We start from the raw sequence: 13111 nt of genomic DNA, 5'->3' as shown, positions 1-13111 counted from the left end.
ATCGGGTGCTCCCCGCAGCGAAATAAAGGAGGAGGGCGAAGCCCGGGGGACATTCGCGGAGGGGAGTACCCGGTGGCCTTTGCACGCGCCCTGAAAAACTCAACCCAAGCCTAGGGCCGAACCATCTTGCAGTCAGTCCCCTGAGCCAGTTCGTTCCCCGTATACACGGCATCAGTCCGGAACCCGTAGTTGGTCCCTTCCCAGCCCACCTTCACGCTCTTGCCATCCACGGGCGCAATGGTATTGACCACTTGCGGCAGCAGCAGCTGGTGGTCCTCGGCACGCATGCGGATCGGGCCCACCACCGAGTCGAAGCTCATGTCCTCGAGGGCACGCGCCACCTTCACCGTGTCGGTGCTGCCGGCCTTGTTGATAGCCGCGGCCAGCAGGCGCGGCGTGAAGTCGATGCGCGGCGCCAGAAAGTCCTTGCCCGTCTTGGCCTTGTAGGCCTTGGCGAGCGCATCGGCGCGCGGTGTGTCGGCCTGGCCCGGATGCCACTCGGCCACCCAGGTCAATTGCCCCAGCTTGGCCTGCGATACCGCCAGCACCGTTCCGGGTACCGAGCCCGCGCTGTGGTTGAAGTAGCGCAGGTTATAGCCCGCATCACCCGCGGCCTTCAGCAGCAAGGTCATGTCCTGCCCCCAGTTGCCGGTAATCACCGAGTCGGCGCCGCTTTGCTTGATGTTCGCGATGTAGGGCGAGAAGTCTTTCACGCGGCCGATAGGGTGCAGCGTTTCGCCGACGAACTGCACATCGGGCCGCGCCAGGCCCACCAGCTGGCGCCCGTAGCTCGCCCACTGCTTGCCGTGGGCATAGTCCTGGTTCAGCAGGTACACCTTCTTCACGTCGGGCGTCTTCTTGATGTAGTTGGCCAGCGCCTTCATCTTCATCGCGGTGTTGGCCTCGGTCTGGAAGTGCCAGAAGCTACAGTTCTTGCCCGTCATCTCGGGGTCGATCGACGAATGGTTCAGAACGATCAGTTCCTTGCCCGGATTGCGCTGGTTCCACCGCGTTACCGATTGGACGAGTGCGGCCACCACCGAAGAGCCCGACCCGCCCGTGACGATGGCCTTGGCGCCCTGGTCGATGGCCGCCTGCAGCGCGCTCTGGCTCTCCTGCGCCGAGAGCTTGCTGTCGAACTGCAGCAGCTGCAGCCTGGTGCCGCCGAGCACGCCGCCCTTGGCATTGATTTCTTCGATGGCGTACTGCGTGTGGGTGAGCATCAGCTCGCCCACGTTCGCGAACGGCCCCGAGAGCGGGTCGATGTAGGCGATCTTGTAGGTCTGTTGCTGGGCTTGCGCCGCGCCCGCAAGGGCCAGCAGCGAGGCGAGGGCGATGGGCGCCAGGGCTGCGACAGGCGCGTGTTCGGATCTCATGTCTTTCTGTCTCCGATGTCGTTGGAAAAACTTCCGCGGAGGGCGCGGCGGTGCGCCTTGCGCTTCAACGCGGTTCTTTGGCGCGAAGTCCGATCACGCGGCTTGCCAGCTTCGTGAGCTCGGCCACCACTTCGTCGGGCGAGAGGCGGCCATCGGGCCGGTACCAGCTGTAGAGGAAGCCGGGCAGGCTGCAGGCGGCCAGCGCGGTGATCTTGGTCTCGGTGAAGTCCAGGTCGCCGTCGCGGCGCGCTTCTTCGAGCAGCGGGCAGAGCAGGTCGTAGAAGTGATGCGCAAGCTTCTTCTGCGCGGCGATGTACTCGGGCCGGTACACCTGCGGCTCGCGGTAGGGAAAGAAGGCGCAGGGGTGGTGCGCAATGGTCGCGCGAATCAACCGCTCGATGCCTTCGAGTACCTTCTCGCTCGCGCGGCGCGGATCGCCCGCGGCGAAGTCGAGCGCGGTGAAACAGTCGACCGCGGGGCGCCAGGAGAGCGTTTCGAAGATCTCCTGCTTGTCGCGGAAGTAGTAATACACAAAGGGCTTGGTCACGCCCAGCGCGCGAACGATCTGCGCCATGGTGGTGTTGGCATAGCCCTGCGCCGCAAAGAGCCGCGCGGCCGCCTGAAGGATGCGTTCGCGCTGCAGGTCGGTGGCCTGCGTGGCCGCGCGCTGGCGCCCTGTGCCTTGGGGCAGATGCGGTTGCGCCATGGCGGCCACCGGAGTCTCTGCGTCGCCAGAGGGTTTGTGCCGTGTCGCCGAAGTTATACCCATGGGTAGGATTGTTGGTGCACCATGTACTCATTGGCAAGCGCCTGCCCCGCGCAGGCGGCTATCGATAACCCTGAGAAAGTGACGCCATGGAGACAACCACAACGGCTCGCGGGTTGAGCGAGCTTCCTCCCCGTCCACAGCAACCCCTGCACGAGTACCTGCGCGCCCATGCGCGCGAGCGTGGCAGCAGCGCGGCGTGCATCTGGTACGGCCATGCCATGAGCTGGGCGCAACTCGACCGAGCCAGCGATGCATTTGCTGCGCGGTTGCAGGCCATCGGCGTGAAGAAGGGCGAGCCGGTGGTGCTGTTCCTCAACAACTGTCCGCAGTACCTGGCTGCGCATTTCGGCATCCAGAAGATCGGCGCCATCGTCTGCCCCAGCGGCCCGCTCAACAAGGAGCACGAGCTGGCGTACCAGGTCAACGACCTCAAGGCGCGCGTGATCGTCGCCGCCGCGCCATTGCTGCCGGTGGTGCGCAAGGTGCAGCCCGGGAGTGCGATCGAACACGTGTTCGTGGTGCACTACGCCGACCTGCTGCCTGCCGAGCCCACGCTCGACCTGCCCGCCGAGTTGCTCGCCGGACGCGACTCCGTTCGCAGCATGCCGGAAGGGTGCGAAGACTTTCTGGCGGTGATGCAGAGCGGCGCGGTGCCGCAATCCGTGAGCATCGATCTGGACGACGTGGCGCTCATGACCTACACCTCGGGCACCACCGGCTTGCCGAAGGGCGCGATGCTCACTTACGGCAACGCGCTCTTCAAGACCCGTGCGGCGACCGATTGCAACGGCGTGACCAGCGGCGACGTGCTGCTTTCCATTGCACCGCTCTATCACATCGCCGGCATGCTGATGGGCGTGAACGTGCCGGTGCTCAGCGGCGCCGCGTCGGTGCTGCTGCATCGATTCGATCCGCGCGCTGTGCTGCAGGCCATTGCGCACTGCAAGGTGAGTTGGTGGTACAGCATTGCGCCGATGAACGTGGCCTGCATGCAGGTGCCCGACATTGCAAGCTTCGATCTCTCGAGCCTGCAGCGCAATCCGGTCACGAGCTTCGGCATCACCTTTACCGAGCCGCTGGCGGCGCAGTGGCGCTCGCATGCGCCCAACTGCATATCGTTCGAGGCCGCGTACGGGCTCAGCGAAACCCACACCTGCGACACTTACACGCCGGCCCACGCGCCCCGATGGGGCACGCAGGGTATCGCGGTGCCGGGCGTGACCATCCGCATCGTCGACCCCGAGACGCAAGCCGACCTGCCCACGGGCGAGGTCGGCGAAATCGTGCTGACCAGCCCCGGCTGCTTCAAGGGCTACTGGAACAAGCCCGAGGCCACGGCAGCCACGCTGCGCGGCAAATGGGTGCACACGGGCGACATGGGCAAGCTCGATGCGGACGGCTACCTTACCTTCATCGGCCGCTTCAAGGAAATGATCAAGGTCTCGGGCTACAGCGTGTTCCCCGAAGAGGTCGAGACCATTCTCATCAAGCATCCCGCGGTGGCGCAGGCGGCAGTCATCGCGCAGCCCGACCCGGAGAAGGGCGAAGTGGTGAAGGCATTCATCGTGCGCAAGCCCGGCGCCGCGCTGGAGGCCGACGCGCTCATTGCCTGGTCGCGCGACAACATGGCCAGCTACAAGGCGCCGCGCACCGTGAGCTTCATCGATGCGTTGCCGACCACAGGCGCCGGCAAGGTGCTTCGGCGCCTGCTGAAAGACAAAGCCTGAAAGGTTCTCTCTTGTTCTCCAAGATCCTGATTGCCAACCGCGGCGAAATTGCCGTCCGGCTGGTGCGCGCGCTGCGCGACCTGGGCATTGCCAGCGTGGTGGTGCATGCGCGAGACGATGCATCGGCGCTGCATGTGCAACTTGCCGACGCCGCGGTCGCGCTCGATGCAACGGGCCCGTCGGCGTACCTCGACGTCGCCGCGCTGATCGCCGTTGCGCGCGCGCAGGGCTGCGATGCGGTGCATCCCGGCTACGGTTTCCTGAGCGAGCGCGCCGACTTCGCGCAGGCTTGCGCGGAGGCGGGGCTGGTCTTCATCGGCCCGACGCCCGAGCAGCTGGCGCTGTTCGGCGACAAGGCGCGTGCACGCACGCTCGCCGCGCAATGCGACGTGCCCGTGATGCCCGGCAGCACCGGTGCGGTAACGCTTGCGCAGGCGCAGGCCTTTTTTGCCGAACAGCAAGCGCAGGGTGCGGGCGTGATGATCAAGGCCATCGGCGGCGGCGGCGGGCGCGGGATGCGCGCCGTGCTCCATGCCGAAGAGTTGCCCGAGGCGCATGCGCGCTGCATGTCCGAAGCCAAGGCTGCTTTCGGTGTCGAGGGTGTGTATGTGGAGCGGCTGATGCGCGACGCCCGCCATATCGAGGTGCAGGTGCTGGGCGACGGGCAGGCCGTGGCAAGTCTCGGCGAGCGGGAGTGCACCTTGCAGCGGCGCTTCCAGAAACTGGTGGAAATTGCCCCCAGCCCTTCATTGCCCGATTCGCTGCGCGCGCAGATCACCCATGCGGCGCTGCGCATGGCCAAGGCGGTGAACTACCGCAGCCTCGGCACTTTCGAATTTCTCGTCGATACCGAATCGGCCACGCTGCCCTTCGTTTTCATCGAGGCGAATCCGCGGCTGCAGGTGGAGCACACGGTGACGGAGGCGGTGAGCGGGCTCGATCTCGTGCAGCTGCAGATCGCGGTGGCCGCCGGCCAGCTGTTGAATGCGCTGGGCGTGGACGCGGACCGCACGGCGCCGCAGCGCGGCTTCGCGGTGCAATGGCGCATCAATGCGGAGACGCTCGACGCCCATGGCAACGCGCGGCCTTCGGGCGGATCGCTGGCACGCTTCGATCTGCCGGCGGGGCCGGGCGTGCGCATCGATACGCATGGCTACGCGGGGCTTGCGCCTTCGCCGCATTACGACACGCTGCTTGCCAAGCTGATCGTGCATTCGCCGTCGCCCCACTTCGCCGACGCGTTGCGTCGCTCGCTGCGTGCGCTGGACGAATGCCACATCGACGGCATTGCCACCAATCTCTCGCTGCTGCGTGCCATTGCGGCGCGGCCCGAGTTCGCGAGCCAGGCGCTGCACACGCGCTTCGTGGAAGCGCAGCTCGGCGATCTGCTCGCGTCGGCGGTCGCATTCGAGAAGAAGAGCCCGAGAAAGACCGCTCCTGCCTCCGAAGCCGGGAGCACGCCGCTGGCAAGTTCTTCGGAGGACGGAGACGGCCTGATCGTCAAGGCGCCCATGCCCGCAAGGCTGGTGCAGTTCGAAGTGTCGGTGGGCGACGTGCTGCCGGCCGGCGCACAGCTCGGCGTGCTCGAGGCGATGAAGATGGAGCACCTGCTGCATGCGCCCGCCGCGGGCAGGGTGGTTGCGCTGCTGGCCGAGCCCGGCGACTACCTCGTTGAGGGGCAGTCGCTGGTGCGGCTGGAGTCCGTCGATGCCCAGGCGGTTGAAGCCGAGGCGCGCGCCGAGCACGACCTCGACGCCATCCGGCCCGATCTGCGGAAGGTGATCGACCGCCATGCCTACACGCTCGATGCCAACCGCGAGGCAGCCGTGGCGAAGCGTCATGCGCAGGGCGGACGCACCGCGCGCGAGAACATCGCCGACCTGTGCGACACCGCATCGGACCCCGGCAACTTCATCGAATACGGCGCACTCGCCATTGCCGCGCAAACGCGGCGCCGCACGCTCGAAGACCTGATCGCCAACACGCCGGCCGACGGCATGGTGACGGGCCTCGGAAGCATCAACGCGAAGCAGTTCGGCCCCGAGGTGTCGCGCTGTGCGGTGCTGGCCTACGACTACACGGTGCTGGCCGGCACGCAGGGCATGCGCAACCACCACAAGACCGACCGGCTGCTGGCGGTGGCGCATCAGCTCAAGCTGCCGGTGGTGCTGTTCGCCGAAGGCGGCGGCGGCCGGCCGGGCGATACCGACATGCCCATCGTCGCGGGCCTCAACAACCACACATTCAGCCAGTTCGCGGCACTGTCGGGCAAGGTGCCGGTGGTGGGCATCGTGCATGGCCGCTGCTTTGCCGGCAATGCGGCGCTGCTGGGGTGCGCGGATGTGATCATCGCCACCAAGGCAAGCAACATCGGCATGAGCGGTCCCGCGATGATCGAGGGCGGCGGGCTGGGCACCTTCGCGCCGGAGCAGATCGGGCCGAGCAGCGTGCAGTCGCGCAATGGCGTCATCGACATCCTTGTTGAGGACGAGGCCGCTGCGGTGGCTGCCGCGAAGCAATATCTCTCGTATTTCCAGGGGTCGGTCACCGACTGGCAATGCGCCGACCCGCGCGCACTGCGCCATGTGGTGCCGGAGAACCGGCTGCGCGTGTACGACGTGCGCGCCGCGATGCGCGGCGTGGCCGACACGGGCTCGCTGCTCGAACTGCGCGCCGGCTTCGGGGCGGGCATCGTCACCGCGCTGGCGCGCATCGAGGGCAAGCCGGTGGGCCTGATGGCCAACAACCCGCATCACCTGGGCGGCGCCATCGATGTGGAGGCGGCCGATAAATCCGCGCGCTTCATGCAGCTGTGCAACGCGCACGGGTTGCCGATCGTTTCACTGTGCGACACGCCCGGGTTCATGGTCGGCCCCGAGATCGAAGCGCAGGCGCAGGTGCGCCACGTGTGCCGCATGTTCATGGTGGCCTCGCACCTGCGCGTGCCTTTCTTTGCCGTCGTGCTGCGCAAGGGCTATGGCCTGGGTGCGCAAGCCATGACGGCCGGGGGCTTCGATGCGCCGGTGTTCACCGTGGCATGGCCCACGGGCGAGTTCGGCGCCATGGGGCTCGAAGGCGCGGTGCGGCTGGGTTATCGCAAGGAGCTTGCCGCGGTGCCCGAAGGTGCCGAGCGCGATGCACTGTTCAAGAAGCTCGTGGCGCAGCAGTACGCCAACGGCGAAGCGATTCACATGGCGCAAACGCTGGAGATCGACGCGGTGATCGATCCCGCCGAGACGCGCACTTGGCTGGTGCGCGGACTTGCATCGGCCGGACGGTCGGTAGAAGCTGCCCTGCCGTATGTAGACACTTGGTAACGATGCACTAGACCTCGTCACACGAGAGGACAAGGGGGCTCTGTAAACTGAATCGCTTTGCGTGCAAGAAATTTCGCATTGGCTTTCTGCGCTTCGCCAAGGTGTTCTGCGGCATGCGGTAACTGCTATCGGGCTCTTGCTGCTGGCCGCTGCAGTGGCCGTTCAGGCTGTTCAGCCGGATGATCGCCCGAAGCAGCCGGTAGAGGCGCATTGGGTGGCCAGCTGGGCCGTTGCGCCGGTGGATTTTCGCGAGCTGAGTGCGAATCCGCTGGCCAAGGCTGCGGCGCCCAGACCTGGCGGCGACGTGTTCCGCGGGCAGACGCTGCGCCAGCAGGTCCAGACCGCGCTGAGCGGCGAACGCGTTCGCATCCGCTTCTCCAACAGGTTCGGCAAGGCACCGTTGCGCATCGCAGCCGCGAGCGTGGGGCACAGCACGGGCGCAGGCGCAATTTCGCCGGCGACGCTGAGCATGCTGCGCTTCGGTGGCCGCGACAGCGTGGTCGTCGCGCCGGGCGCGGATGCATGGAGCGACGGCGCCGACCTGAAAGTCGAAGCCGGACAGGCCGTAGCGGTGAGCGCCTTCTTCGATCGCCCCGTGCCCTTCGCAACCGTTCACACGCAGGTGTCCGACACGAGCTGGGTGGTCGGCGGCAACGCCGTTGGCACGCCCAAATTGCAGGGCGCCGCGCCGCTGCCGCTGAATCACATCGTGACCGGCTTGGACGTGATGACCGCGCAGCCGGTTCGCTTGGTGGTCGCGTTCGGAGATTCCATCACCGCGGGCGGCGGCGAAGCGGGCCAGGGCGCGTACCCCGATCTGCTCGCCACGCGTTTGCGCAACAGTCCTTCGGCGGCGCAACCGTTGTCGGTGATCAATACCGGCATCGGCGGTAATCGCCTGCTGACTGACGGCATCGGTCCCAGCGGCCTCTCCCGTTTTGCGCGCGACGGGCTCGGGCAGACAGGCGTGACCCATGTTGTCGTGCTGCTGGGCACCAACGACATCGGCCGCAGCGTGCTGGTCGGCATGGCGCGGCTACCGACGCCGGAACACGAGGTTCCCACGGCGGAACGCATCACCGAAGGCTTGCAGCAATTGATCAAGCAAGCCCGCGCCAAAGGCGTGAAGGTGCTGATCGGAACCGTGCCGCCGTTCAGGAACACGCCCTACTGGACAGACGCTTCCGAGGCCATGCGCGGGGAGGTCAACCGCTGGATCCGCAGCCGCCAGGACGTCGACGCCGTGATCGATTTCGACGCTGTGCTGCGCAACCCCGCCGATCCGCTGGCGCTGAACCCGCTGTACGACAGCGGCGACCACCTGCACCCCAACAAAGCGGGACATGCCGCCATGGCCGCGGCCATAGATCTTCGCGAGTTGCAGGAGTAAGCGCTAACAAAAGGCCTACGTCTTGCGATACACGTTTACACAAAGTCCGGTGTAGGGCTTACAGGCGGTTCACATGATCCCGGCAGCATGAGTGCTCCAACCACTCATGAGGGGACACCCATGAAAAAACTCGCAATCACCCTTTCCATTGGCGCCGCTTCGCTGCTCTCGATGGCCGGCGCGCTGATGGTGCCGACAGCCGCCCACGCACAGCGTGAGGTGTACGTCGAGGTTCCGCCGCCGCCGCCGCGCTCCGAGCGCACTCCGCCTCCGCGCCGCGGCTACGTGTGGGCCCCGGGTCACTATGAATGGCGTGGTGGACGCCATGTGTGGGTCAGGGGCATGTATGTGCGCGCCCGTCCGGGCTACGCCTACCGTGCGCCCGAATGGCGCGAACGCGATGGCCGCTGGGAATACCGCCGCGGCCAGTGGGACCGTGACGGCGACGGCGTGCCGAACCGCCATGACCGTCGTCCGAACAATCCCAACCGCAACTGATTGATGCGTGCCCGCGGCGGCAGGCGGCCAGAACCTCGGCAGCGGGGCGGCCGCCTGTCGCCGCGAAGCGTTTCTAACGCAGGCTGACCAGTTCGAGGGCTTCGTTGACCTGGAACGCCCCACCGCTTGCGCCGCCGCGCGTCTTCGCTTCGAAGCGAACGACGCGCCCGAGTTCTGGCGAAAACCACACCTCGGCCCGGTAGCGGCCGTACTGGTTGCCACCGACGGCGCCCGCATTCGCGAAGCGCTGCGTGTACCCGCGGTATTCGATGCGAACGACCTTGAATTCCTGTCCGCCCACTGTCAGGGTGGTGTCTTCCATCACCGTGGCCGACAGATCCATGTTGATGCGGGTTCCGCCCAGGGTGGAGTCGTAGCGGGTTCTCCAGGCGGCTTCTTCCTTGAGTTTTTCCTTGGCCCAGCCACCCGGCGGCATGGCCGTGTCGAACTCGCCGGCGATGGGGCTGGTGACGCTGACCACTTCGCCGCCGGGCTTCTCGACCCATCCGCCGCTGTTGAAGCTGATGCGATCGTCCGTGGCAGGGTCGGCGCGGTAGATCACCTTGCGATAGACGTTGGTGAGGCGGTCGTGCAGCTGGTATTCGACAACGCTCGGCCGCGTCTGAGCCGGCGCCCGGCCCGCTGCACCGCTCGCGGAGGCCGTTGCGGGCTCCATTGCCAGCCGCTCGATGGCGAGTTGGCCGCGCGAGGGCAAGTCTGCAATCCAGGCCGCCGGCATTGCGAGATTCGACGCCGCTGAACCGGCCGGCGCCGCACTCATCAGTCCGGCCAGCCGGCCTTGAGCGTCGAAGAGCCCGGCCCCGGCAAGACCCGCCTCAGGCTGCGCAGCGAGCTGCAGTGCCTCGAGCCCGCCGGCATCGTTGCGCCGCAAGCCGGCGAGCATGCCGATGCCGAGCGTCAGTTCCTTGCCCCTCGGCGATCCGACGATGTAGAGCGGCATGCCGACCTGCAGGGCGTTCGCGGGCGCAATGCCGAGCGGTGGCGCAGAGAAATTCGCGATCCGCAGCTGGCACAGGTCGCGTGCGACGTCCGGAAACACCAGCGTCGCGCCATAGCTCACGTTGTCGCGCTTCAGCGCCACCGTGCTGGCCTTGGCGAGCAATTGGCAACTCGTGACGGCAGTGCCCGGACCGGTGGCGACCGCGCTGCCGGAGGCGAGGATTTTTCCTTGTGCATCGATGGCTTGAGCCACCCAGACGTTCGGAGACACGCGGGAGAAGAGCGCGTCGGGTGCGAGGACTGCGCTGCCGCGCGCATCCTGCGCGGAGGCCGCGGGGACGGTCAGCGCGGCTGCAAGCGCCAGGGTGAAAGGCAGGAGCAGATGGTTCATCGGTTGGCCTGCAGAAGCAGTCGCAGATCGTTGATCGAAGTCTTGGCAAAGGGTGTCGCTTCGGGCGCCGCGGGTGCAGCGCTGCGGGCCGGCGGCTGTGTGGCCGCAACGACCGCAACGGCCGGACTCTGTGTGGCGGGCGCGACCGCGGTCGGGACGAGCGACGCTCTTGCGACGGGCGTCGCCGTAGCCACTGCAGGGGTTACGGCTGCCGCCGGAGCAGTCGGCGGTGCATTCGCCGCCTTGGCCGGCAGTGGCATCTTTCCTCCGTAAGCCAGCGACGGCAGTGCCTTGCGGCCTTCCGGCTCCGCCACCCGCTCGAACGCCGGGTGGCCGACCAGGAAGCCCATGCTGATGCTCATCTCGATATAGGCGGTCTGCCGGGGACGTAGCGCGATGTCGATGCTGCCTTCGGCCTCGGTGCGGGCAGTGGCCCGGTAAGAGCCGGCCGGCCGGTCGACGAAGAAAAAGCTGCCGGGCTGCGACTTGCCGACGACCTGCCCGTTGAGCGAGACCTCGGGCTGGACCGCCGCGCCGAGGATCGAGTTGCGATAGAAATAGATTCGTCCCTCGTTCTCGCCCAGCGAGGGGAGGCTTTGCGCCATTTCCGAATACCGGGGCCCCGTGGCGGAGCACCCGAACAGGCAGGCCGCCAGCGCGGCCAACAGAAAACCACCGATCCAACGTCGCATTGCGCCTTCTCCTCTTTTGGCGCTGATGCTACACCCGCTTACATCTGGATGGCCGGTGGCTCCGGCAGGCGCGTTCTAGCGGAAGACGACCGTGCGGTGCCCGTTCAGCAGCACGCGGTGCTCGCTGTGCCACTTCACCGCACGTGCCAGCACCTGGCTTTCGGTGTCGCGGCCACGGGCCGTCAAGTCTTCGACCGTGTCGGTGTGGTCGGCGCGCGCCACGTCCTGCTCGATGATCGGGCCTTCGTCGAGGTCGGCCGTCACGTAATGGGCGGTGGCGCCGATGAGCTTCACGCCGCGGTCGTGCGCCTGGTAGTAGGGCTTGGCGCCCTTGAAGCTCGGCAGGAACGAGTGGTGGATGTTGATCGCCCGGCCGGCCAGGCTCTTGCACAGGTCGTTGCTCAGGATCTGCATGTAGCGCGCGAGCACCACGAGCTCGGCGCCCTCGGCCTCGATGATTTCCAGTTGCCTGGCTTCGCCCTGCGCCTTGGTGGCGGCCGTCACGGGAATGTGATGGAAGGGCACGTTGTAGCTGGCGGCCAGTTGATAGAAATCGCGGTGGTTCGAGATGATGGCGCGCACGTCGATGGCGAGCAGGCCGCTCTTCCAGCGGAACAGCAGGTCGTTGAGGCAGTGGCCTTCCTTGCTGACCAGGATCACGGTCTTCATCGGTTCGGCCGCGGCGTGCAGTTGCAGGTTCATGCCGAAGCCGGCGCCGAAGGTGGCGAGCTGTTCGCGCAGCGACGCCTCGGTGTGGTCGCTGCAGGCGAAGCGCACGCGCATGAAGAACAGGCCCGTGTCGTGGTCGTTGTACTGGGCGGCTTCTTCGATGTTGCCGCCGCGTTCGAGCAGAAAGCCCGAAACGGCATGCACGATGCCCACGCGGTCAGGGCAGGAAAGGGTCAGGATGTATGCACTCATGAGGCCCCGATTGTCGCAGCGCGCGCCGGGCCCGGCGCCGGGCGCGCTCAAAGCCCCAGGGCGCTGCGCAGTCCGCTGCGGCTCGTGACGCCGAGCTTCAAATAGGTTTCGCGCAGGTGCACGCGCACGGTGGCAGGCGATACGCGCAGGCGTGTGGCAATGTCCTTGCCCGAATAGCCGGCGCAGTAGAGGCGGCTGATCTCGGTCTGGCGCGGCGTGAGCATGGCGCCGGCGCCCTGCACGTTGCGGCGCAGCGCCACGCGCAGCCCGCCGTGCGCGGGCGTGACCTCGCACTGCCATCCGGCGGCATGCAGCTTGCGGATTGCGCCGCGCTCGCCCTCCAGCCATGACTTGGGCAGGCGCGGTTCCGACACCCTCGCAATCTCGGAAAGCCGCGGCCAGGCGCGGCAGAAGTCGGCGTTGGGAAAGAGGATCCAGCCTTCGTTGTCCGTTACCGCCAGCGGCTGCTCTCCACTGCCGGTGTCTTCGAGGCCCTGGCGCGCACCGGCGTAGAGGCGGTTGATGAGCAGGGCCTCGCCGATGCCGGGCGCAAGCGCGGTGAGCGCATCGACCTCGCCCGTGCCGTAGCGCGGGGATGCGGCCCCCCGGTTCAGGTAGCAATGCGCGAAGGTTTCGCTGCCTTCGAACGGAATGGACACGCCCAGTTGATGGTGAATGCCGTAGCGCGCCTGGAAGCTGCGCCATGACGGATGGCTCTGCTTCCACCGGGGATCGTCGTCGTTGACGCACACCGCCCGCAGGGGCTGCGCGTGCATGGCCGGGGTGGTGAAGTCGAGCTCGGCGCCGCCGATGGCGTACCAGTCGGCGCTCATGCCGGACAGGTCGTAGCCGACCCCGACCGAGGCCACGAAGCTGCGTGGATGCCAGATGTTGATGGCGCCGTGGTCGGCGCCCATCAGCGCGACGAGCCGTTCGAGCAGTTTCTGCGGAAAGCGCTCGCAGGCGGTAGTGCGCGCAAGGCGCAGCAGGCCCAGTGCCGCGGAGTCCGGATCAGTGAGTGAAAACGGGGACTTGGGCGGCATCGAACAGCTTGTCGAATCGCGAAGCGG

Annotated in this window: 10 protein-coding genes; 4 read left to right on the top strand and 6 right to left on the bottom strand. The window is 67.0% G+C overall.

The window, feature by feature from the left end:
- Nucleotides 1-110: 110 nt before the first annotated feature.
- On the bottom strand, nucleotides 111-1376 hold the full coding sequence (locus ABIC94_RS20935) for a branched-chain amino acid ABC transporter substrate-binding protein (protein ID WP_354374890.1): 1266 nt from the start codon (nucleotides 1374-1376) through the stop codon (nucleotides 111-113).
- Between the two features lie 64 nt (nucleotides 1377-1440).
- Entirely contained in the window at nucleotides 1441-2145 is a 705-nt protein-coding gene (locus ABIC94_RS20930; RefSeq protein WP_354374889.1) for a TetR/AcrR family transcriptional regulator, read from the bottom strand.
- Nucleotides 2146-2231: 86 nt separating this feature from the next.
- Here ABIC94_RS20930 and ABIC94_RS20925 point away from each other — a divergent pair, with 86 nt between their 5' ends.
- From ABIC94_RS20925 to ABIC94_RS20910, 4 genes are all read left to right on the top strand, one after another.
- Nucleotides 2232-3872: an AMP-binding protein gene (locus ABIC94_RS20925; RefSeq protein ID WP_354374888.1), complete on the top strand. Its 1641-nt coding sequence runs from the start codon at nucleotides 2232-2234 to the stop codon at nucleotides 3870-3872.
- Between the two features lie 11 nt (nucleotides 3873-3883).
- On the top strand, nucleotides 3884-7189 hold the full coding sequence (locus tag ABIC94_RS20920) for a carboxyl transferase domain-containing protein (RefSeq protein WP_354374887.1): 3306 nt from the start codon (nucleotides 3884-3886) through the stop codon (nucleotides 7187-7189).
- A gap of 214 nt (nucleotides 7190-7403) precedes the next feature.
- The gene (locus tag ABIC94_RS20915) at nucleotides 7404-8579 is read left to right on the top strand and encodes a GDSL-type esterase/lipase family protein (RefSeq protein ID WP_354374886.1); all 1176 of its coding nucleotides are present in this window, start codon (nucleotides 7404-7406) and stop codon (nucleotides 8577-8579) included.
- 120 nt (nucleotides 8580-8699) lie between these two features.
- Nucleotides 8700-9077, top strand: coding sequence for a hypothetical protein (locus ABIC94_RS20910; RefSeq protein WP_354374885.1), 378 nt, complete (start codon nucleotides 8700-8702; stop codon nucleotides 9075-9077).
- A gap of 73 nt (nucleotides 9078-9150) precedes the next feature.
- Here the strand turns inward: ABIC94_RS20910 and ABIC94_RS20905 are convergent, their stop codons facing one another.
- The 4 genes from ABIC94_RS20905 to ABIC94_RS20890 form a co-directional block, all read right to left on the bottom strand.
- Entirely contained in the window at nucleotides 9151-10428 is a 1278-nt protein-coding gene (locus ABIC94_RS20905) for a S1 family peptidase (protein ID WP_354374884.1), read from the bottom strand.
- Nucleotides 10425-11120 carry a DUF2846 domain-containing protein gene (locus tag ABIC94_RS20900; RefSeq protein ID WP_354374883.1) on the bottom strand — a complete coding sequence of 232 codons (696 nt, stop codon included), beginning with the start codon at nucleotides 11118-11120 and terminating at the stop codon, nucleotides 10425-10427. Before ABIC94_RS20900 ends, ABIC94_RS20905 begins: the two co-directional genes overlap by 4 nt.
- Nucleotides 11121-11195: 75 nt before the next feature.
- Nucleotides 11196-12041, bottom strand: coding sequence for a formyltetrahydrofolate deformylase (gene purU / locus ABIC94_RS20895; RefSeq protein WP_354374882.1), 846 nt, complete (start codon nucleotides 12039-12041; stop codon nucleotides 11196-11198).
- 47 nt (nucleotides 12042-12088) lie between these two features.
- Entirely contained in the window at nucleotides 12089-13084 is a 996-nt protein-coding gene (locus ABIC94_RS20890) for a LuxR C-terminal-related transcriptional regulator (RefSeq protein WP_354374881.1), read from the bottom strand.
- Between the last annotated feature and the right edge of the window lie 27 nt (nucleotides 13085-13111).

The organism is Variovorax paradoxus (assembly GCF_040544635.1).
GTDB classification, from domain to species: Bacteria; Pseudomonadota; Gammaproteobacteria; order Burkholderiales; family Burkholderiaceae_C; genus Variovorax; species Variovorax paradoxus_R.
This window is presented reverse-complemented; position numbering and strand designations above follow the sequence as displayed.